Source organism: Kutzneria sp. 744, assembly GCF_000568255.1.
Classification (GTDB): Bacteria; Actinomycetota; Actinomycetes; order Mycobacteriales; family Pseudonocardiaceae; genus Kutzneria.
In genome coordinates, this window is record NZ_KK037166.1 from 6,890,318 (window position 1) to 6,910,458 (window position 20,141).

A 20,141-nucleotide genomic window follows, 5' to 3' on the forward strand; every position below is an offset into this window, starting at 1 on the left:
TGTGCAACGCCGTCCCGCATCTGGTGCGGCGGGCGGTGTACGTGTCCGGGTACTGCTGCACGGTGTTGAAGACAGTGGTGGAAGCGTTCCAGAGCAAGGAAAACGCCGACAGCCTGATGCTGAAGTTCCCGCCGACCGCTGACGGCGCGGTAGTGCTGGCCAACCGGTTCAACTGGCGTACCAACGATCCGGTCGTGTTGGCGATGCTGCGTGAGGCGTACATGGCGGACGGCACGGACGCGCAGCTGCGGGCGGCGATCGGCGGGTTGCAGCCGGACGAGCCGTACGGGGTGAGCCTGTCCGACTGCTCGCTCCAGCCATCGACCGGCGGCCGGGTGCCGCGCACCTACGTGCGGTTCACGCAGGACCGGGCGATCCCGCTGGCGTTGCAGGACCGGATGATCAGCGACGCCGGCCGGTTCGACGTGCACGACGTGGCGGCGTCCCACTTCGGCGTGATGACCAAGGCGGTCGAGGTGGCGGCGATCCTGGACTCGCTGTGCTAGCGGCCGGCCCAGGTGCGCCACAGCTCGCGACGGCGAACCGTTGCCGTGGCGGAGATCCGGGCCCGGGCCACCAGCGCCGCCGGCAGCCGCCAGGCGACGTCGGCCAGCACGCCCAACCGCAGCGACACCCGGAAGTTCTTCGCCGGCAGGGGCCTCCGGAACGGCAGCGCCGCCGTGATCGCCACGAACCGGGCCAGCTGCTCCAGCGCCACCAGGAGCGGGGCGCAGCGCACGAGCATCAGCAGGCGGTTGCGCTCGTTCCAGTGGTGGAACTTCGAGGAGCCGAGTCGACTGCTCGCCCCGGCCGGTGCACCACCCGCGCCGGCACGGAAATCACCCGCCAGCCGCGTAGCCGCAGCCGCCACGACGTGTCGGTGTCCTCGTAGTAACAGAAGAAACCCGCCGGCACACCGCCGACCGACCGCAGCGCCGCCGTGCGCATCAGCACTGCGCCGCCGCAGAAGCCGAACACCTCGCGTCCGGCCAACGCGGTGTCGGCACCGTGACCGTCGGCCGTCAATCGCACGCCCACCGACTGCACGGAACCGTCCGGCAGCTCCAGAGACGACGTGACCGCCGCGGCATCGCCGTGGCGGTCTAGTGCGTCCTCCAGCGTGGCGATCCACGACGACACCGGCGCGGCGTCATCGTTGAGCCACGCCACGAACTCCGTGTCCACGCGCGGCAGCGCCGCCGCCAATGCCCCCGCGTAGCCACGATTGCGTGGCAGTCGCAGCACATCGTGACCGGTCAGCAGGTCGGCCGTGCCGTCGTCGGAGGCGTTGTCCACGACCAGCATCTTCGCGACGCGGTCCTGCGCGGCGAGGGCGTCCAGGCACTCACGGACGTGCGCCCGGCCGCGCCAGGTCACCACCACGACGGTCGAACGGGCTTCAGCCACGGCCGCAGACGGTACATGTCACCCTTGGGCGTGCCCGAACTCGTGGTGCTGACCGATCAGCTGCTCGCGCCCGTGCCCGGCGGCACCGGCCGCTACACCAGGGAACTCGCCGCCGCGCTGGCCGCGACCGCCCCCGACGGCTGGACCGTCACCGGCGTCGTGGCGCGCTGCGCGGACCCCTCGGCGGCGCGGATCGAGGGCGTGGAGGGGCCGCGCATGCTGCCGGTGCCACGGCCGGTTCTGGCCCGCCTGTGGCAGCGCGGTGTGCCGCTGTGGCCCGGCGGTGACGCCGTGCACGCACCGACACCGCTGTCGCCGACGGTGGTGAAGCGCGGGCGCACGCTCGTGGCCACGGTGCACGACGCCGTGCCGTGGACGCACCCGGAGACGCTCACGCCGCACGGCGCGCAGTGGCACCGCACAATGGTGTCGAGGCTCATGCACAAGGCCGGTGCGGTCGTCGTGCCGACCGAGGCCGTGGCCAAGGAGCTGGCCGAGCACGCCTCCGGCTCCGCGAACGTGCATGTGATCGGGCACGGCGTCCCCGCCGCGCTCGCCGTGGAGCCGGCGGACGCCTCTGACAACACTGCTGCCGACGCCGTGGCCCAGCGGCTCGCGCTGCCGCCGCGATACGTGCTCGCGGTCGGCACCCTGGAGCCGCGCAAGGGCATCGACGTGCTGATCGCCGCCATGGGGCTGCCCGAAGCGCCCGATCTGCCCGTGCTGCTGGTCGGCGCGACCGGCTGGGGCCAGGTCGACGTTTCCTCCGAACGGGTGAGATCTCTGGGTCCGTTGACCGACGCCGAGCTGGCCGTCGTGTTGCGCCGGGCCACCGTGCTGGCCGCCCCAAGCCTGGCCGAGGGTTTCGGCATGCCCCTGCTGGAGGCCATGGCAGTGGGCGTGCCGGTGGTCCACTCGGACGCGCCGGCCCTGGTCGAGGTGGCCGACGGTGCCGGCTTCGTCGCCCGCCGTGGCGACCCGAATTCGCTGGTCGCGGCGTTGCGCACGGTAGTCGACGACCCGGCGGCCGCTCGGGCCGCCGTCGCCCGTGGACGGGCCCGGGCGGCCGGATTCACCTGGCGCGCGGCCGCCGAGGCGGTCTGGGGCGTGCACCTGGGACTGGGCACGCTCGGTTAGTCCATTCGTCGGCAATGACCATCCGGGCCGCCGTACCCTGCTCCGGTGCCCCATCTCGACCCCAGCGTGCTGATCGATGCCACCGCCGTGCCGGCCGACCGTGGCGGCGTCGGACGGTACGTCGACTCGCTGACGGCCGCGTTGGACGCCGACGGCGCCAGACTGAGCGTCGTCTGCCAGCCACGTGACGCCGCCCTCTACGGGCTGTTGGCGCCGCGCGCGCGGATCGTGCCCGCGCCGGAGTCCGTCGCCGCGCGCACCGCGCGGTTGGTGTGGGAGCAGAGCGGCCTGCCTCGGCTCGCGCGGGCGCTCGGGGTCGACGTCGTGCACTCGCCGCACTACACGATGCCCATGACCAGCCCCGTCGGCTCCGTCGTCACGCTGCACGACGCCACCTTTTTCACCGACCCGTCGCTGCACTCCTCGGTGAAGGCCCGCTTCTTCCGCGCGTGGACGCGTGCGTCCCTGGCCCGCGCCACCGTGTGCATCGTGCCCAGCCGTGCGACCGCCAACGAGCTCACGCGCGTGGCCAACGCCGACCGTCGCCTGTTGCAGGTCGCGCACCACGGCGTGGAGGGCGAGCGGTTCCACCCGCCGTCGCCCGAGGAGGTCACGGCCGTGCGCAAGGCCCTCAACCTCCAGGACACCCTGTACGTGGCGTTCCTCGGCGCGCTGGAGCCCCGCAAGAACGTGCCCGCGCTCATCCGCGGCTTCGCCCGCGCCGGCCAGGGGCGCACGGACCCGCCCGCTCTCGTGCTCGCGGGGCAGCCGGGCTGGGACACGCAGGTGGAGAGCGCCCTCGACGCCGTGCCGCACCGCATTCGCGTCATCCGCGCCGGCTACCTGCCGTTCGAGCAGCTGTCCGGCTTCCTCGGCGGCGCGGTCGTCGTGGCCTACCCCAGCCTCGGCGAGGGCTTCGGGCTGCCGGTGCTGGAGGCCATGGCCAGCGGCGCGTGCGTGCTCACCACGCGGCGCCTGAGCCTGCCCGAGGTCGGCGGCGACACTGTGGCCTACTGCGGCGTCGGCGCGGGCGACATCGCCGCCGGGCTCACCGAGCTGCTCGACGACCCCGCGCGTCGGTCCACCTTGGCCGCGGCGGCCCAGCTGCGGGCCAAGGAGTTCTCGTGGACGGCGTCCGCCACCCTGCACCGGGAGGCCTACGGACGGGCGGCTGTGCTCGCCCGCCGCGCCCGCCACTAGTCTCATCCGGCGTGACGCATTCTTTTTTCGAAGACCTACGGCGACGAAGTAGCGGTCGTGACCATCACCTACTCGCCCGGTGAGGTGCTCGACCGGTTCCTCGACACGCTGGCCAAGGCCAGCACGCGCACCGTCACCGGATCCTCGCGGACAACGGCTCCACCGACGGCGCGCCCGAGAAGGCCGCCGCCGAGCGGGACGAGGTCCGCCTCGTGCGCACCGGCGGCAACATCGGCTACGGCGGCGCCGCCAACCGGGGCGTGGCCGAGCTGCCCGACGACGTCGGCTGGGTCGCCGTCGTGAACCCGGACATCGAGTGGGGCGCCGGCTCCCTCGACACGCTCATCGAGGCTGCCTCACGGTGGCCCCGTGGCGGCTCGTTCGGTCCGCTGATCCGCGAGCCCGACGGCGTCGTCTACCCGTCCGCTCGGCTGCTGCCGTCGATCGGCAAGGGGCTTGGGCACGCCGTGTTCGGCAAGGTGTGGCCCGGCAACCCGTGGACCCGCGAGTACCGGCAGCAGACCACCTCCGTCACCGAGCGCCCCGCCGGCTGGCTGTCCGGGTCGTGCCTGCTGATGCGCCGCACCGCGTTCGACTCCGTCGACGGCTTCGACTCCAGCTACTTCATGTACTTCGAGGACGTCGACCTCGGCGACCGGCTCGGCCGCGCCGGCTGGCTCAACGTGTACGTGCCGTCGGCCGAGGTCGTGCACCTCGGCGGCCACGCCACCGCGCGGGCCTCCGAGCGGATGCTGGCCGCGCACCACACCAGCGCGTACAAGTACCTGTCCGAGCGCAACCGTGGGCCGTGGGCCGCGCCGCTGCGGCTGGCCATCCGGGCCGGTCTCGCGCTGCGGCTGAAGCTGGAGCTCAGGGCTGGTCGGTCTCCGGCAGCGCCCCACTGAGGCGGTCGGTCAGCGAGATGCGGCGGCCCTGGTTCTGCGGGGTCGTCGGGATGATGCCCGGCAGCTGCTTGGTCGGCTGCTCCGAGTCCGGCCGCTGACCCTGCTGCTGTTGCTGACCCTGCTGCTGTTGCTGCTGCGGGTGCAGCTGCTGGGTCGGCTGCACGTGGGGCAGTGGCTGCGACTGCTGGACGTGAGGCAGCGGTTGCGACTGCTGGACGTACGGCAACGGCTGGGACTGCTGGACCGTGGGGAGCGGCTGCGACTGCTGCGTCGCCGGGACCTGCTGCGTCTGCTGGACATGCGGGAGCGGCTGGGACTGGTGGACCTGGCCCTGCTGTTGAGGCGGCACCGGGACCTTCCCCGCAGCGACCGCGCTGGGCAGCGTGATCGTCGTGTCCGGGTCCTGCTCGCGGGGATCGGCCGCGTTCACCACCACCCGCGGAATCTGCACCGTGGGCTTGGCATCCATCGGCGACGTCGCGTTGTCCGGCGTCACCGCCCACCGGTTTCGGGCACTGGCGCGGGCGAGTGCTGCGTCGGCCCGGTCGCGGGGGTCCATCTCCCGACCTCTTCCCTAGTCCGGCGTGCCGGCCACCGGGTCCGATGCCCGGTCGATCCGCCACGTGCAAGAGTATTCCCTCGGTCGCACCCGCGTCAGTGGAGGAGGAAACCCGGCATGTCGTCCAGCGTCGGACAGCAGGTCAGTGGGGTCGACGCCGTTGTGCTCGTCGGCGGCAAGGGCACCAGACTCCGTCCGCTGACACTGTCGGCGCCCAAGCCCATGCTGCCCACCGCGGGGGTGCCGTTCCTGACGCACCTGCTGTCCCGGATCCGGGCCGTCGGCGTCACCCACGTCGTCCTCGGCACCTCGTACAAGGCCGAGGTGTTCGCCGAGTACTTCGGCGACGGCTCCCGCCTCGGGCTGGAGCTGGAGTACGTCGTCGAGTCCGAGCCCCTCGACACCGGCGGCGGCATCCGCAACGTCGGCGACCGGCTCCGTGAGAACGACGTCATGGTCTTCAACGGCGACATCCTCTCCGGCGTCGATCTGGCCGGTGTCGTGGGGACGCACCGTGACAACAACGCCGACGTCACCCTGCACCTCGTGAAGGTTCCCGATCCCCGGGCCTTCGGCTGCGTGCCCACCGACGCCGACGGCCGGGTCACCGCGTTCCTGGAGAAGACCGAGAACCCGCCGACCGACCAGATCAACGCCGGCTGCTACGTCTTCCGCCGCGAGGCCCTGATGACCATCCCCACCGGTCGTCGCGTCTCCGTCGAGCGGGAGACCTTCCCCGACCTGTTGGCCTCCGGCCACCGTCTCCAGGGACACGTCGACTCCTCGTACTGGCTCGACCTCGGCACCCCCGGCGCTTTCGTCCAGGGCTCCGCCGACCTCGTCCGTGGCATCGCCCCCTCGGCGGCGCTCCCCGGCGCTCCCGGTGAGGCCATCGTCCTGCCCGGCGCCGTCGTCGACCCCTCCGCCAAGATCACCGGCGGCTCCACCATCGGCGCCGGCTGCGTCGTCGAAGCCGGCGCCGTCGTCGACGGCTCCGTCCTGTTCGACGGCTCCGTCATCCGCGCCGGCGCCACCGTCTCCAGCTCCCTCATCGGCGCCCGTGCCGTCGTCGGCTCCCACACCACCCTGCGCGACGTCGTCATCGGCGACGACGCCGTCGTCGGCTCCCACAACGAGCTCCTCCACGGCGCCCGTGTCTGGCCCGGCATCCACCTCCCCGACACCGCCGTCCGCTTCTCCACGGACGCCTAGCCATGGCCCCCCGGTTCGACATCACGCGGGTCCGCCTCCGCAACTACAAGAGCATCGAGTCGTGTGATGTCGAACTCGGCCCGCTCACCCTGCTCGTAGGCCCCAACGGCTCCGGCAAGAGCAACTTCCTCGACGCCCTCCAGTTCGTCGCGGACGCCCTCAACACCAACCTGGAGAACGCCATCCAGGAACGCGGCGGATTCGGCCGCGTGAGCCGTTTCGGGGACAGCGAAGTCGAGATCACTCTCGAGGTCCGCCTCGGCGATCGGTTGCAGTCGTACGGAATCGTCCTGACGCCGCTCGGCGACGGCGGTTGCCGGCTGCGAGAGGAGATCCGGCCCACGCCGGATGTTGCCGAGGCGCTGGCGCGACTGCGGGTGTTCACTCTCGTGCCGGACCGGATGAGGGGTACGAGCTCCCCGGCAGAAGACGATCAGCTGTCGCCGGACGGCTCCACCATCTCCGCCGTGCTGGCCAGGATCGAGCGGGAGACTCCCGAAAACAATCGGCGTGCCGAGGACTATCTGAGGGTCGTCGTCGCCGAAGGCGTGTCGGCCGCCGAGTTCGACGCCAGATCTCTGTCGAACGGGACCCTCCATGCGGTGGGCGTGTTCGTCGCGCTGTTCGACGGGACGGCGCCGGTGGCGGTCGAGAACCCCGAAAAGGGCCTGCACCCGGCGGCCGTCGGGGCGCTCATGGATGCGCTGCGCGACGGCGCCGACCGGCGCCAGGTGTTCGTCACCACCCACAGCGCGGACCTGCTTGATGTGCCTGGTCTCGACAGCAGCGCCATCCGGGCGGCTCGACGGTCGGATGGGAGCACCGTTGTCGGTCCGCTCGGGTTCGCGGGCGAGACGTCGTTGCGGGAGTCACTCTTCACGGCGGGGGCGCTGCTGAGGACTGATTGGCTCTGGCCGGCGGGTGTCGGATGACCGCTGCCGTCGAAGGGCTGACCCGGCGCTGGACGCCCGACTACCCGCTGGACATCGGCGCGGTGGTGGGGCCGTTGCGCCGTGGGGCGGGGGATCCAGCGTTCCAGGTCGGGGCGGACGGGGCGGTGTGGCTGACGGGGAACGGCGCCCAGGGGCCGGGGTCGCTGCGGCTGGCGAGGCGGGACGGCGCGGTGGTGGCGCAGGCGTGGGGGGAAGGGGCGGAGGAGCTCCTGGACGGGGTGCCGAGGCTGCTGGGTGCCGAGGACGAGCCGGAGGGGTTCGAGGCGCACCACGAGCTGATCAGGGAGACGAAGCGGCGGAATCCGGGGCTGCGGCTGGGGAAGACGGGGCGGGTGTGGGACAGCCTGGTGCCGGCGATCCTGGAGCAGAAGGTCACGGGCTACGAGGCGCGGAGGTCCTGGCGGGATCTGTGTCGTAGGCACGGGACGACGGCGCCGGGGCCGGCGCCGCTGGGGATGAGGGTGCCGCCGACGCCGAGGGCGATCCTGGCGGTGAAGGACTGGGAGTGGCACAAGGCGGGGGTGGACGGGCAGCGCCGACGGACCCTGCTGAACGCGGCGGCGGCCGCGCATGCCTTGACGAGCAAGGAGAAGCTGCGGCTGATCCCGGGCATCGGGGTGTGGACGACGGCGGAGGTGGCGCAGCGCGTCTGGGGAGATCCGGACGAGGTGAGCGTGGGCGACTTCCACATCCCGAGCGTGGTGGGCTGGGCCCTGGTGGGCCACGCGCTGGACGACGACGGCATGCTCGAAGTGCTTGAGCCGTACCGGCCGCAGCGCCAGCGCGCGGTCCGCTACATCGAGGCGTCTGGCCAAGAAAATCCAGCACTGAGGAAGCCCCGGTTCGCCCCGAGGTTCTCAGCCAGGGACTACCGGGCCATCTAGCGGTACCGGGACAGGGCCAGGTCGACGAGCTCGGGCACGGTGTCGACGTTGGACGGCAGCGCCTCGACGGGCCACCACTGGAGGTCGACGGACTCGGCGCTGCGCACGGGCTTGGCCCCGACGGGGGCCCGCACGAGGAACCGGACGTCGAAGTGCCGGGTGGGCTTGCCGAGCGAGCAGGTGATGCCATGCACGTCGACGTGCAGGGGCGTGGGCTCGATGCGCAGGCCCCGGATCCCGGACTCCTCGGTGGCCTCGCGCAGGGCGGCGTCGACCAAGGTGGCGTCAGAAGGCTCGCAGTGGCCGCCGAGCTGGAGCCACCGCCCGACCCGAGGGTGCAGGGTCAGCAGCACGTTCTCCGCGGTGGCGTCGAGCACGAGGGCGGAGGCGGTGATGTGCCCGGGCTCGCACGACCGCTGGCAGGCGTCCTCGCGGGCGGCCAGGAAGCCCAGGAACGCCTGCCGCAAAGCCTCCTGCGGCTCCGAGGCGGTCTGCCACCGGGTCAATGTCGACACGGCGTCGGCATGGAGGCTCACAGCCCCACCTCGCTAGCGCTCGCCGGGTCTGCGGCCCGGGCTCCTGTGCCCATAGGTGCCCTCGCAAGCTCGGTCACAGCTCCACCAATCCCAGTTCGGTCGGCGCGGGCGGGCGGGGCCCGGAGACGCCGTCGGCCGGATGCCCGACGGCGACGGCGCCGAGCGGGGACCAGTCGGCCGGCAGGTCGAGCACGGCCCGCACGATGTCGGGGCAGAAGATGGTCGACGACACCCAGCACGAAGCCAGGTCCTCGGCGGCCAGGGCGACCAGCAGGCCCTGCACGGCGGCCCCGCCGGCCACGGTGAACATGGTGCGCTCGGCGGCCTGCCGCGCCGGGTCGGGGTAGTCGTGCGCGCCGTCCATGACCATGAACGGCAGCACCAGCTCGGTGGCGCCCCACAGCAGGTCGCCACGGGCGACGCGACGCTCGATGCGGGCCTCGTCCCAGCCGTCGGCCCGGAGATCGGCCCGCCACTGGTCGCGCATGGCCTCCAGCAGCTTGGTCCGCCGGGACCGGTCCCGCACCCACACGAACCGCACGGGACGGGTGTGATGCGGGGCCGGCGCGGTCAGGCCGACGCCGATGGCCCGCCGCAGCACGTCCTCGTCCACCGGCTCGCCGGAGAAGGCGCGCACGGAACGCCGCAGCAGCACGGCTTCCCGCCGCCCCTGCGCGATGGACTCGTTGGTGCCCAGGCGGAACAGGTCTTCCTCGACCGGACGGTTGAGGTCACGCGCGCTGGATCCGTTGTCCGTCAAGGACAGTCCGCGCACCACGGCGACCGGCACCGCGCCGAGCTTGCCCTTGACGAGGTCTCCCGCGGCGGCGATCTCGTCGGCGATGGCGACCTCGGTGACCACGAGCTCGTTGCCCTGGTTGTCGACCTCACCGGCGTAGCTGCGGATCACCGGTAGCCCGGCGGCGCCGATCGCGGCGTCGGTCTGCCCGACCCGCCAGGCCCGGCCCATGGTGTCGGTGATGACCACGGCCACGTCGACCCCGAGCCGGTCGCGCAGCTCCGACCGCAGCTTGCGGGCCGAGGCGTCCGGGTCGAGCGGCAGCAGCGCGATCTCGGCCTGCGACACGTTGGAGTTGTCCACGCCCGACGCGGCCTGCACGATGCCCAGCCGGTTCTGCGTGATCAGCGTGTTCTTCACACGGGCGAGCACCCGCACCGACTCGGAGACGACCAGCTCACGCCGCCGGGCCTCGCGCTCGGCGAGGTCGTCCGGCGCGGGCACCAGCTGACCCTCCACTTTGGACACGATCTTGCTGGTGACCACCAGGACGTCCCCGTCGCGCAGCCACGGTGCGGCCGAGGCGACGGCCGCGGTCAGGTCGTCGCCAGGACGGAACTCGGGCAGCCCGGGCACCGGCAGCAGCTCGACGGAACCCTCGGCGTGATCGGTCAACGTCGGCTCCCGGCTCGGTGATCGTGTAATACGCCAGCGATGCTCACGGCCGTATCCTGCCACGCCCTCCCACGCCGCCGCCCGAGGCGCTGCCCACATCCGCGGTGGTTGGTGAAAAGAAAGCAGTCTACTCGCCGGTCGGCACGCTCGCCACGAAATGCACGAAAGTGTGAAGAGGGCGACGACGTGCATCTGTGAGGTTCCCTCGCACGTCTTCTCTGGTGTCGGGGGACAAGGGGGAATTCCGATGGGGGAACTTCGTAGTGCGACAAAACCGGGGCCGTCGCCGCAGCGGGTGAGGGTGGACGGCTGGCTGGACCGGTACAGCTTTCCGCTGCTCCGTATCACGCTGGGACTGGTGATCTTCGGATTCGGTTTTCTGAAGTATTTCTCGGGGATCAGCCCGGCCCAGGACCTGGTCCTGCACGCCAACCGGATCCTGACGTTCGGCCTGGTCCCGGACCAGGTGGCGCTGCCGGCGCTGGCCACGGTCGAGTGCCTGCTCGGCCTGTCGTTGATCACCGGACGGGGGCTGCGGCTGCTCGTGTATCCGCTCACGGCGTGGGCGATCGCGATTCTGTCGCCGCTGCTGCTGTTTCCGGCGGAGTTGTTCAGCGGGCCGGACCACGCGCCGACGCTGGCCGGTCAGTACGTGCTGAAGGACATCATTCTGCTCGCCGCCTGCTTTGTCGTCATGGCGCGGGTACGCACCAACACACGGGGGTTGTGAACAATGGCTACTGTTTTCCGGGCGAGTGCGCCCGTCGCCCAGGCCGGGCCCGACCTGGGTCCGCTGCTGGAGCTGCCGGGCACCTGGGTCGGCAATGGCTTCAACCTGATCTCGCGGCCCGACCAGCACGACAACAAGCCGTTCTTCCTGGAGCTCAACGCGACCAGGGAGACGTTGTCGTTCACGCCGATCGGCTCGCCGATCCCGAACCGGGGCAGCGGCCAGGACGACATCTTCTTCCTGGGCGTGCACTATCTCCAGCAGGTCAGCGACGCGGCGACCAACGGGGCGCTGCACCTGGAACCGGGGATGTGGCTGAACATTCCGGCGACCACCGATCCGGCCGCGCCGGCCAGCGTGGTCCGCATGGCCACCATTCCGCACGGCGACGCGCTGCTGGCGCAGGGCTCGTCGCTGACCGTGGAGGGGCCGCCGCTGATCGACCCGGTCGATTCCACGCCGACGTTCTCCACCGGCCCCAACGCCGGCCAGAAGCTGACCGGCGCCTATCTGGACCCGTTCACCACGACGCCGCCGCCGCCCGGCATCGACGCCGGGGCGATCGCCAATCCGAACGTGGTGCTGACCGAGGCCATCAGCAAGCAGAAGATCGTCGAGACCACGGTGCTGATCATCAGCACCACCACCGACGTCGGCGGGGTCACCGGCGGCATCCAGAACATCCCGTTCGTCGTCAAGAACGCCAACGCGGTGGCCATGAGCGCGATCTTCTGGATCGAGAAGGTGCAGTCCGACGACGGCAGCACGTTCATGCAGCTCCAGTACACCCAGCAGGTGACGCTCGACTTCCTGGGCATCAACTGGCCGCACATTCAGGTGGCCACGCTGGTCAAGCAGTAGACGCCCGTGCGCGGCGGCTCGCCAGAAGATCGACACCGGGGCCGCCGCGCACGGTCACGTCAACCCAGGGTCAACCCAGGGACACGCCCGCCAGGTCCAACGCGGCGCGGACCATGTCGGCGGTGGCGTCCACATCGGACATCAGCAGCGGCACGTTGCGCACGGAGACGCCGTCCACGTCTGCCTTGTCCTCCGGCGCGATCAGCCAGCCGTCCAACACGCCGTCCGCCTTACGCGAGCCGTAGTGCCGGCCGACGGCCTCGGCGCTGGTCTCCACTCCGATCGCGGTCAGGCAGGCGTCGGCCATGCCCCGCACCGGGGCGTTGCCGATGATCGGCGAGACGCCGACCACGCCGGCCGAAGTGGCGCGAATGGCCTCGCGGACGCCGGGGATCGACAGCACGGTGCCGACGCTGACCACGGGATTGGACGGCGCGAACAGCACCGCGTCCGCGCCGGCGATGGCCTCCAGCACGCCCGGCGCCGGCTTGGCCTCGTCCGCGCCGATCGGCACGATCGAGTGCGCCGGCAGTTCGGCGTGGTACCGGATCCACCACTCCTGGAAGTGGATCGCGCGCCGCTCGTCCTCCGAGCCCGGCACGTCCACCACGACGTGCGTCTCCACCTGGTCGTCGGTCATCGGCAGCAGCCGCACGCCGGGCTCCCAGCGCGCGCTCAGCGCCTCCGTGACCGCGGACAGCGGATATCCGGCGCGCAGCATGCGGGTCCGCACCAGGTGTGTGGCGATGTCCCGGTCGCCCAGCCCGAACCACGGTGCCTCGGCCCCGTAGGCGGCCAGCTCCTCCTTGACCCGCCAGGTCTCCCCGGACAGGCCCCATCCGCGCTCGGTGTCGATGCCACCGCCGAGCGTGTACATGCAGGTGTCCAGGTCCGGGCAGATGCGCAGGCCGTGCAGCCACACATCGTCGCCCGTGTTCACCAATGCGGTGATCTCTGCCCCTTCGGGCAGCGCCGCCTTCTTCAGGGCCGCCTTCACACCGAGGAGGAACCGCGCCCCACCGACACCGCCGACCAACACCACGACCTTCACAGGGCGCAATCCTTTCACGCTTGCGGGTGAAACTTCAGCGAGACCAGAAGCGGAAGAAGTAGTCGCCGAGGCTCGCGAGATCCATGTCACCACCGACCAGGCCGAACAGCGCGCGGCCGATGGTGAAGAACACGGCGCTCACCGGACGCACCGCGATGATCAAGGCGAACAACACCAGCGGCGCCCACGGCCGCACCCGCACGGCGACGGCCTGCGCCTCGCGCGACAGCCACGGCGCGATCACGCCGAAGCCGTCGAATCCCGGCACCGGCAGGATGTTGAAGAAGAAGGTGAACACCTGCAGGAAGGCCAGGTAGGAGAAGGCGATCTGCAGGCCGGCCGGCAGCGGCGCGGCCAGCACGACCACGTTGAGCACGAGGCCGATCAGCAGGTTGAACAGGGGGCCGGCGAAGGAGACCAGAGATTCCACAGGTTTCGACCGCAGCGCCCAGTGATTGATGAGCACGGCCCCGCCCGGCAGCGGGATACCTCCGATGATCAGATAGATCAGGGGCAGCAGGATGCTCATCACTGGATCGGTGTAGCGGCGGGGGTCGAGGGTGAGGTAGCCGCGCGCCGCGACCTCGTGGTCGCCGCCGCGGAAGGCCACGATCGCGTGGCCGAACTCGTGCAGGCACAGGGAAACAACCCAGCCGCCGATGACGAAGAGCACGACGCCCACGGTGAGCAGCCAGCTGTTGCTGTACACCTGGGTGGCCGTCGGCAGCGCGCACAGCACCGCACCGATGACTGTCATGCCCAGCAGGCCGAGGAACAGGGGGCTCGGTCGCACCGATGATCGGTTCACAGTCACCAGTGTGCCCGGTGGCGGTGGGTGACCGCGTCCGGTATGACCAGGTGGCAACGCCTGTTCGCCCTGCGTGACGGTGTCCCCCGACGTAAGTACTTCGCTTGACCCCTTGCAACGACACGGGTGTAATCACATTGGTGTCATTCACCGTCGAGGGGGCGGTGGGTGGTGTCCGCCAACCGGGGAGTGCGGAAGGCGAGGAGGCGGACGGACATGGAAATAGAAGGAGGCCGCGTCGTGGAAGCGGCCGAGATCGTCGGCATCGGCGCGCCCGCGCGCGAGTTCAGCCTGCTGGAATCCGGTGAGAGGGATTTCACGGTGCTGGACGGGGTGTTCGACGAGGACGAAGAGCAGGAGTGGCAGGAGCGCGCCCTGTGCGCGCAGACCGATCCCGAGGCGTTCTTCCCCGAGAAGGGCGGCTCCACCCGCGAGGCCAAGCGGATCTGTCAGGGCTGCGAGGTGCGCTCGGAGTGTCTCGAGTACGCACTGGCCCATGACGAGCGCTTCGGCATCTGGGGCGGGCTGTCCGAACGGGAGCGCCGGAAGTTGAAGAAGAGGCCCGCGTAGCAGGCTCAACCCGCCGGGCAGCTGGCCCGATGATCAGTCGTACGGTGTGCTCGACGCGCCGACGATGGGAGTGGCCAGTTGCCCGGTAAGGCCCAGCCGGTCCTGCGCACGGCGCCGGTGCTCGCGGTGCTCGTGTGCCATGACGGCGAGCCGTGGCTGCGGCTGGCCCTGTCCGCGCTGCGGCGCTCGATGCCGCGCCCTCGGCACGTGATCGCGGTGGACACCGGATCCCGTGACCGGACGCCGAAGTTGTTGGCGGAGGCGGCATCCGGTGCCAAGCCGGTGCTGGACGGCGTGCTCACACTGCCGCGTGGAACCGGTTACGGCGACGCGATCCGGGCCGCCGTCGACCACGCCGTGCAGCGCTGGGGCGATCCTGGCCGCTGGCTGTGGCTGCTGCACGACGACAGCGCGCCGGAGCCCGACTGCCTGGCCGATCTGCTGGCCGCGGCCGAGATGTCGCCGGCCGCGGGCGTGCTCGGGCCGCTGTGTCTCGACTGGAACGACCCGAACATCGTGGTGTCGGCCGGGGTCTCCACGGACTCATCCGGTCATCGGCAGACCGGCATCTCCGCGCTGGAGAGCGCCCAGCCCCGGTTTTTCGAGCAGAGCACCGAATCCCTGGCGGTGAGCTCGGCCGGCTCGCTGATCGCCCGTGAGCTGTGGGAGCGGCTCGGCGGCTACGACCCGGCGCTGCCCATGCTGGCCGACGATCTCGATTTCGGTTGGCGGGCAAACAAAGCGGGTAGCCTGGTGTTGTCCGTGCCGACGGCTCGGCTGCGGCACGTCCGCGCCGCCAGCATCGGCGAGCGCCGCCTCGACGCGCTGGCCGCGCCGCCCGGGCCGTTCCTGCGCGGCGTGGAACGGGCCCACGGCGTGCGCACCTTCCTGGTCAACTGCGCACGTTTCTCGTTCCTGATCGGACTTCCCCGGCTAATACTGCTGTGTCTGCTCAGGGCCCTGGGATTTCTGCTGCTGCGGCGGGGCTCGGACGCGCGGGCGGAGATCGGCGCGATCCGCTATCTGGTGAGCGGCCGGGGCCGCCTGCTGTCCGCTCGGGCAGATCGTCGGCGGATTTCTGTCGCGGGGCAAAAAAGTGTGCGCGGATTGTTCACCAGCCGGCTCACACGGTTGCGCAATACGTTCCGTAGCGGCCTGGCCCTGCTGGTCCGCCGCCGCGTCCAGGCCGACGCGGTGCTCGGCCGACTGCCGACGGCGGAAGCGCCGCCGTCGGCGTGGCTGGATCCCGAGGACGCCCGCAACGCCAAGCTCCCCGTCGGACCGCAGGGCCTGCCGGCCGGCGCCCTGCGTGGCGCGCAGCGTGGCCCGGCCGGTCTGCGGCGCCCGGCGGCGGTGGTCGTGCCGGTCGCGGCCCAGGCGCCGGCGGGCCTGCGGCCGAGCCCGCGCCCACGGCCGTCGCCGCGCCGTCGCGACGAGGAGGAGCCGAACCCGCTGGCCCACCTCATGATCGTCGAGGTCGATCGCGGCGAGGTCATCCGGCAGCTGCTGCTGTCGCCGGCGCTGTGGATGCTTGTGGCGCTCTCGCTGCTCGGCGTGGTCGTCAACGCGGGACGGCTCGGCACGGATCTGGTCGGCGGCCGGCTGCTGCCGGTACACGACCTCGCGGCGACCTGGTCGGCGTACCTCGCGACGTGGCATCCGGTCGCCGGCGGCACCGCCGCCCCGGCCCCGGCCGCGTTGGCAGTGCTGGGAAGTCTCGGCGCGGTGCTCGGCGGTCCGAAGGCCGCGGTGGCCGTGCTGCTGTTCGGCGACCTGCCGCTGGCCGGCGTCTCGGCGTACCTGGCGACGCGGCGGATGCGTGTCGCCAGGCCGATTCGCGCGCTCGTCGCCGCCACGTACGCCTTGCTGCCGGCCGCCGCGACCGCGGTGTCGCAGGGCCGGCTGGACGTCGTGATGGTGCACCTGCTGCTACCACTCGTGCTGGCCGGCGCGGCAACTTTGTTGCGGGGCAACGCCCCCGGCACGTGGGTGGCCACCGTGGCCAGCACCTCCATCGGTCTCGCGGTGGTCGGCGCCTTCTCGCCGCTGACCCATCTGCTGGTCCTGGTGGGAATCCTGGTCGGCTTCGTGGCCGTGCCGGGCCACCGCCGTGTGCTCGCGCTGTTCGGAATCGTGTTGCTGCCCTTGGCTTTGCTGCTGCCGTGGCCGGCGGTTGTGTTGCAGCACCCCGATGTTCTGCTGCACGGCATCGGCGCGCGGCTGCCGGACGCCCCGGAGGCGCTGACCCGGATCGTCACCCTTGACCCAGGTGGCCCAGGGGCCCTGCCGGTGGTCGGGGTGTTCGTCGTGGTGGCCGCCGTGAGCGCGGCGGTGCTGCGCGCGAACCGAAACGTGCTGCCCGGGATGACGGTCGCCCTCGGCGGCATGGTGGTGGTCGGGTTCCTGTGGAGCCACCAGATCTGGACCGGCGCGCCGATGCTCGTGCTCGGCGCCGGCCTGCTGCTGATCGTGCTCGGCGCCTGCGTGCCGGCCCCGGTGGTGTGGGTGATCCCGCACCTGCGGTTCGCGTCGATCAGCGCCGCCGTGATGGTGGTCGGGCTGCTGGCCGCGAGCGCGCTGATCGCCGGCCGCCAGGGTCCGCTGCGGGCCGGCGGCGATCCGCGGTTCGTGCCGGCGATCTCCCACGAGCTGGCCACGACCGGTGAGACGGTGCTGGAACTGGCCAATGGCGGACGACCCACCCGGCTGACCGCCGGCGGCCTCGCCGGCTTCGGCGACGACGACCTCGTGCCGGTGCCCGGGGCGGCCGAGCGGCTGGACAGGATCGGCAACGAGCTGATCGGTTCCGACCACGACGCCGCCAAGGCCGCCGTCGCCCAGCTCGCGGTCGCCGGCGTCAGCTACGTCGTGCTGCCCGACGCCGAGGCCGCCGGTCGGCTGCACGACGCCGTCGGCGACCTGGCCTCCGCGTCACCGCCGATGTCCGACGGCCGGCCGGTCGTCCGCGTGCAGCTGGCCAACAGCCACGTCGTGCTGCTGGCTCCGCAGCAGGCCCAGAAGGCCGTCACCGGCGGCACGCCGCCGACCGAGTTGGGAGCGCCCGGCCTCGCGCCGGTCGACGCCTCGCCGCCCGATGTCGCAGTTCGCGTGTCCGACGGGCCCAGCGGGCGGCTGCTGGTGCTGGCCGCCGAGGACGAGCCCGGCTGGCGGGCCACCGTCGACGGCCGTCAGGTGGCCACCGTGCGGGCCTGGGGGCACCTGATCGCCGTCCCCGTGCCCACCACCGCCTCCGACGTCACCGTCGACCAGTCCGGCACCCTGCGCAGCTTCCTGCTCCTGGTCCAGGCCGCCTTCCTACTTTTCACGGCCCTCACAGCCATCCCCGGCCGCACATCAAGCCCCCGCGAGTCACGCTCTCCGGCACACCGAAACACGCTCTCAGGCAGTTCTTAATCGCCTTAGTCGCCGTCGATGACGTCCGGGTCGAGGCCCAGGTAGCTGGCGATCTGCTCGACCAGCACATCGTGCACAAGATCGGCGAGATCCGCCCCGTCCTTGGCCCGCGCCTCCAACGGCCGGCGGTACAGCACGATGCGGGCCCGGGTGGGCACTCCGCGTCGGTCCACCCCCGCCGGCACCAGCCGGGCCAGCGGCACGTTGCCGTCGTCGACGACCCCGTCCTCCCAGCTCAGCTCGTCGTCCGGGCCGACATGCACCTCCGGCACGTCGTCGACCGCGACATCCAACTGGGTCAACTCGGTCCGCCAGCGCGCCTCGATCGGCTCGAGCGCCTCGATCACGAGCGCGTCGAACCGCTCGGCCCGGCTGCGCGCCGCCGGGAGCGTCGCCGGATAGAGCGGTCCGCGCAGGCCACGGCCGTGCCGGTCGCGACTGCGGCGTCCCTGACGCCTGGATCCTCTGGCCATCACCACGGCCAGTCAGCGTACGCGGAGGCGTGTCACCCGCGTGCCTGCACGCCGCCAAGTGTGGGAAGCGCTATCGTCAGCGATCGTGCGGAGCGTGAGGCGGTGCTCGCGAACCGGGTGTACGAACCCGGCAGTCGCCACGCTCACCTACGCCTATGCGGACTCCACCGCGGTCGTCGGACCCCTGGCCACCTACTCCGAACCGCACAGTTACGACCTGTGCGAGGAGCACGCCATGCGGCTCACGGTGCCCCGCGGCTGGGAGGTCGTCAGGCATGAGGGTGAGTTCGCCGCTCCCGAGCCGTCGGTCGACGACCTGACGGCCCTGGCGGAGGCGGTGCGGGAGGCCGGCCGGGCCGACCGACCGGTGGACCGGGTCGACCCGACCCGGATCGACCCGATGGGGGCCCATCGACGGGGCCACCTGCGGGTGTTGCCCGACCCGATCGAGGACTGAACGCGCCGGTAGGCTGGCATCGACCCATCCGAGCTACCCGGGAGAAGGCGTGCCCGACCTGTCTGCGATCGTCAAGGCCTACGACATCCGTGGGGTGGTCGGCGAGCAGCTGGACGCCGCCGTCACCCGTGCGCTGGGCGCGGCGTTCGCCAAGCTCGTCGGCGGCCCGTCCGTGGTGGTCGGGCACGACATGCGCGACTCCTCGCCCGAGCTGTCCGCGGCCTTCGCCGCCGGTGTCACCAGCCAGGGCGTCGACGTGGTGTCCATCGGCCTGGCCAGCACCGACATGCTCTACTTCGCCTCCGGCAAGCTCCAGCTGCCCGGCGCCATGTTCACCGCCAGCCACAACCCGGCCAAGTACAACGGCATCAAGCTGTGCCGGGCCGGCGCGGCGCCGGTCGGGCAGGACAGCGGCCTGGCCGAGATCCGCGAGTGGGCCCAGCAGGGCGTGCCGCCGGTCGACGGCCGTCACGGCAGCGTGAGCGAGCGCAACATGCTCGCCGACTACGCCGACTACCTGCGCGGACTGGTCGACCTGGGCGGCATCCGGCCGCTGAAGATCGCCGTCGACGCCGGCAACGGCATGGGCGGCTACACGGTGCCCGAGGTGTTCGCCGGGCTGCCGATCGAGGTCGTCCCGATGTACTTCGAACTGGACGGCAACTTCCCCAACCACGAGGCCAACCCGCTGGACCCGGCCAACCTGGTCGATCTGCAGCGCAAGGTCGTCGAGGTGGGCGCGGACGCCGGGCTGGCCTTCGACGGCGACGCCGACCGCTGCTTCGTGGTGGACGCCGCCGGCGACCCGGTCTCGCCGAGCGCGGTGACGGCGCTGGTCGCCACCCGCGAGCTGGCCAAGGACCCGGGCGCCACGATCATCCACAACCTGATCACCTCGCGCTGCGTGCCGGAGATCGTCGAGGAGCACGGCGGCAAGCCGGTGCGCACCCGCGTCGGGCACTCGTTCATCAAGCAGCGCATGGCCGAGACCGACGCCATCTTCGGCGGCGAGCACTCCGCCCACTACTACTTCCGCGACTTCTGGCGGGCCGACACCGGCATGCTGGCCGCGATGCACGTGCTGGCCGCGCTGGGCGAGCAGGACCGGCCGCTGGCCGAGCTGACCGCGCAGTTCAGCCGGTACGCGGCGTCCGGCGAGATCAACTCGACCGTGGCCGACCAGGCCGCGTCCACCGAGGCGGTGCGCGCCGCCTACGCCGGCCGCGACGGCGTGACCTTCGACGAGCTGGACGGCATGACCGTCGACCTCGGCGACGGCCGCTGGTTCAACCTGCGCGCCTCCAACACGGAGCCGCTGCTGCGGTTGAACGTGGAGGCACCCGACGCGGGCGCGGTCGCCGCGCTGCGCGACGAGGTGCTGGCCATCGTCCGGCGCTGAGACTTCTTCGCTAGGGAGGAACCCGATGGCCGTCCAGCTCGACCCGCAGCTGCTGGAGATCCTGCGCTGCCCGTCGCCCGACCACGCGCCGCTGCGCACCGGCACCCCGGACGACGCCGACGCGGACATGCTGACCTGCACCGAGTGCGGACGCGGCTACCCCGTCCAGGA

Annotated in this window: 18 protein-coding genes and 3 pseudogenes; 14 read left to right on the plus strand and 7 right to left on the minus strand. The window is 71.7% G+C overall.

What is annotated here, in order from left to right; all coding sequences use genetic code 11:
- Nucleotides 1-506: pseudogene (locus KUTG_RS31595) on the plus strand (alpha/beta hydrolase); the annotation flags it as partial.
- Here KUTG_RS31595 and KUTG_RS31600 read toward each other — a convergent pair.
- Nucleotides 503-1,407 (minus strand): annotated as a pseudogene (locus tag KUTG_RS31600) (glycosyltransferase). The pseudogenes KUTG_RS31595 and KUTG_RS31600 overlap by 4 nt on opposite strands.
- Nucleotides 1,408-1,437: 30 nt before the next feature.
- On the opposite strand from KUTG_RS31600, the gene KUTG_RS31605 reads away from it, so the two are divergent.
- The 3 genes and pseudogenes from KUTG_RS31605 to KUTG_RS31615 all read left to right on the plus strand — a co-directional run bounded on the left by KUTG_RS31605 (nucleotide 1,438) and on the right by KUTG_RS31615 (nucleotide 4,649).
- Nucleotides 1,438-2,544, plus strand: coding sequence for a glycosyltransferase family 4 protein (locus KUTG_RS31605; RefSeq protein WP_043731288.1), 1,107 nt, complete (start codon nucleotides 1,438-1,440; stop codon nucleotides 2,542-2,544).
- Between the two features lie 66 nt (nucleotides 2,545-2,610).
- A complete protein-coding gene (locus KUTG_RS31610; RefSeq protein WP_043731290.1) occupies nucleotides 2,611-3,744 on the plus strand; it encodes a glycosyltransferase family 4 protein in 1,134 nt (377 codons plus the stop codon).
- Between the two features lie 18 nt (nucleotides 3,745-3,762).
- Nucleotides 3,763-4,649, plus strand: a pseudogene (locus tag KUTG_RS31615) (glycosyltransferase family 2 protein).
- Here the strand turns inward: KUTG_RS31615 and KUTG_RS54095 are convergent.
- On the minus strand, nucleotides 4,615-5,208 hold the full coding sequence (locus tag KUTG_RS54095) for a hypothetical protein (RefSeq protein WP_052395626.1): 594 nt from the start codon (nucleotides 5,206-5,208) through the stop codon (nucleotides 4,615-4,617). The pseudogene KUTG_RS31615 and the gene KUTG_RS54095 overlap by 35 nt on opposite strands.
- 117 nt (nucleotides 5,209-5,325) lie before the next feature.
- Here KUTG_RS54095 and KUTG_RS31625 point away from each other — a divergent pair, with 117 nt between their 5' ends.
- The 3 genes from KUTG_RS31625 to KUTG_RS31635 are packed head-to-tail and all read left to right on the plus strand — an operon-like array spanning nucleotide 5,326 to nucleotide 8,257.
- A complete protein-coding gene (locus KUTG_RS31625) occupies nucleotides 5,326-6,420 on the plus strand; it encodes a mannose-1-phosphate guanylyltransferase (protein WP_043721933.1) in 1,095 nt (364 codons plus the stop codon).
- Nucleotides 6,421-6,422: 2 nt separating this feature from the next.
- Nucleotides 6,423-7,352, plus strand: coding sequence for an AAA family ATPase (locus tag KUTG_RS31630; protein ID WP_043721935.1), 930 nt, complete (start codon nucleotides 6,423-6,425; stop codon nucleotides 7,350-7,352).
- Entirely contained in the window at nucleotides 7,349-8,257 is a 909-nt protein-coding gene (locus tag KUTG_RS31635) for a DNA-3-methyladenine glycosylase family protein (RefSeq protein WP_043721936.1), read from the plus strand. The genes KUTG_RS31630 and KUTG_RS31635 overlap by 4 nt, the downstream gene beginning before the upstream one ends.
- Here the strand turns inward: KUTG_RS31635 and KUTG_RS31640 are convergent.
- Together KUTG_RS31640 and KUTG_RS31645 are read right to left on the minus strand one after the other, a co-directional pair.
- Complete coding sequence (locus KUTG_RS31640) at nucleotides 8,254-8,793, minus strand: NUDIX hydrolase (protein WP_043721937.1); 540 nt, start codon at nucleotides 8,791-8,793, stop codon at nucleotides 8,254-8,256. The genes KUTG_RS31635 and KUTG_RS31640 overlap by 4 nt on opposite strands.
- 73 nt (nucleotides 8,794-8,866) lie before the next feature.
- Nucleotides 8,867-10,207: a coenzyme F420-0:L-glutamate ligase gene (locus KUTG_RS31645; protein ID WP_043721947.1), complete on the minus strand. Its 1,341-nt coding sequence runs from the start codon at nucleotides 10,205-10,207 to the stop codon at nucleotides 8,867-8,869.
- A gap of 247 nt (nucleotides 10,208-10,454) precedes the next feature.
- Here KUTG_RS31645 and KUTG_RS31650 point away from each other — a divergent pair, with 247 nt between their 5' ends.
- Both KUTG_RS31650 and KUTG_RS31655 read left to right on the plus strand, forming a co-directional pair.
- A complete protein-coding gene (locus tag KUTG_RS31650; protein WP_052395627.1) occupies nucleotides 10,455-10,937 on the plus strand; it encodes a hypothetical protein in 483 nt (160 codons plus the stop codon).
- Between the two features lie 3 nt (nucleotides 10,938-10,940).
- On the plus strand, nucleotides 10,941-11,798 hold the full coding sequence (locus KUTG_RS31655; protein WP_043721950.1) for a heme-binding protein: 858 nt from the start codon (nucleotides 10,941-10,943) through the stop codon (nucleotides 11,796-11,798).
- Nucleotides 11,799-11,868: 70 nt separating this feature from the next.
- Here KUTG_RS31655 and cofD read toward each other — a convergent pair whose 3' ends face one another.
- Nucleotides 11,869-12,849 (minus strand): 2-phospho-L-lactate transferase, encoded by a 981-nt coding sequence (cofD, locus tag KUTG_RS31660; RefSeq protein WP_043721951.1) that lies wholly within the window; start codon nucleotides 12,847-12,849, stop codon nucleotides 11,869-11,871.
- A gap of 34 nt (nucleotides 12,850-12,883) precedes the next feature.
- Nucleotides 12,884-13,657 (minus strand): site-2 protease family protein, encoded by a 774-nt coding sequence (locus KUTG_RS31665; RefSeq protein ID WP_157494890.1) that lies wholly within the window; start codon nucleotides 13,655-13,657, stop codon nucleotides 12,884-12,886.
- Between the two features lie 321 nt (nucleotides 13,658-13,978).
- Between KUTG_RS31665 and KUTG_RS31670 the strand changes: the two genes are divergently transcribed.
- Both KUTG_RS31670 and KUTG_RS31675 read left to right on the plus strand, forming a co-directional pair.
- The gene (locus tag KUTG_RS31670) at nucleotides 13,979-14,227 is read left to right on the plus strand and encodes a WhiB family transcriptional regulator (protein ID WP_198047821.1); all 249 of its coding nucleotides are present in this window, start codon (nucleotides 13,979-13,981) and stop codon (nucleotides 14,225-14,227) included.
- Between the two features lie 78 nt (nucleotides 14,228-14,305).
- Nucleotides 14,306-17,641 carry a glycosyltransferase family 2 protein gene (locus KUTG_RS31675; RefSeq protein WP_052395628.1) on the plus strand — a complete coding sequence of 1,112 codons (3,336 nt, stop codon included), beginning with the start codon at nucleotides 14,306-14,308 and terminating at the stop codon, nucleotides 17,639-17,641.
- A 5-nt stretch (nucleotides 17,642-17,646) separates the two neighbouring features.
- On the opposite strand, the gene KUTG_RS31680 is transcribed toward KUTG_RS31675, so the two are convergent.
- A complete protein-coding gene (locus KUTG_RS31680) occupies nucleotides 17,647-18,114 on the minus strand; it encodes a metallopeptidase family protein (protein ID WP_043721960.1) in 468 nt (155 codons plus the stop codon).
- Between the two features lie 85 nt (nucleotides 18,115-18,199).
- On the opposite strand from KUTG_RS31680, the gene KUTG_RS31685 reads away from it, so the two are divergent.
- From KUTG_RS31685 to KUTG_RS61870, 3 genes are all read left to right on the plus strand, one after another.
- A complete protein-coding gene (locus tag KUTG_RS31685; protein ID WP_198047372.1) occupies nucleotides 18,200-18,571 on the plus strand; it encodes a DUF3499 domain-containing protein in 372 nt (123 codons plus the stop codon).
- 49 nt (nucleotides 18,572-18,620) lie between these two features.
- The gene (locus KUTG_RS31690; protein ID WP_043721964.1) at nucleotides 18,621-19,970 is read left to right on the plus strand and encodes a phosphomannomutase/phosphoglucomutase; all 1,350 of its coding nucleotides are present in this window, start codon (nucleotides 18,621-18,623) and stop codon (nucleotides 19,968-19,970) included.
- Between the two features lie 25 nt (nucleotides 19,971-19,995).
- The coding region (locus KUTG_RS61870; RefSeq protein ID WP_198047373.1) for a Trm112 family protein at nucleotides 19,996-20,141 on the plus strand (146 nt) is incomplete at its 3' end.

Bases quoted from the DNA above. Each gene is read 5' to 3' on its own strand.
- KUTG_RS31680 (WP_043721960.1), bottom strand. From the start codon at position 18,114: ATGGCCAGAGGATCCAGGCGTCAGGGACGCCGCAGTCGCGACCGGCAC.
- KUTG_RS31655 (WP_043721950.1), top strand. From the start codon at position 10,941: ATGGCTACTGTTTTCCGGGCGAGTGCGCCCGTCGCCCAGGCCGGGCCC.
- KUTG_RS31630 (WP_043721935.1), top strand. From the start codon at position 6,423: ATGGCCCCCCGGTTCGACATCACGCGGGTCCGCCTCCGCAACTACAAG.
- KUTG_RS31650 (WP_052395627.1), top strand. From the start codon at position 10,455: ATGGGGGAACTTCGTAGTGCGACAAAACCGGGGCCGTCGCCGCAGCGG.
- KUTG_RS54095 (WP_052395626.1), bottom strand. From the start codon at position 5,208: ATGGACCCCCGCGACCGGGCCGACGCAGCACTCGCCCGCGCCAGTGCC.
- KUTG_RS31635 (WP_043721936.1), top strand. From the start codon at position 7,349: ATGACCGCTGCCGTCGAAGGGCTGACCCGGCGCTGGACGCCCGACTAC.
- KUTG_RS31625 (WP_043721933.1), top strand. From the start codon at position 5,326: ATGTCGTCCAGCGTCGGACAGCAGGTCAGTGGGGTCGACGCCGTTGTG.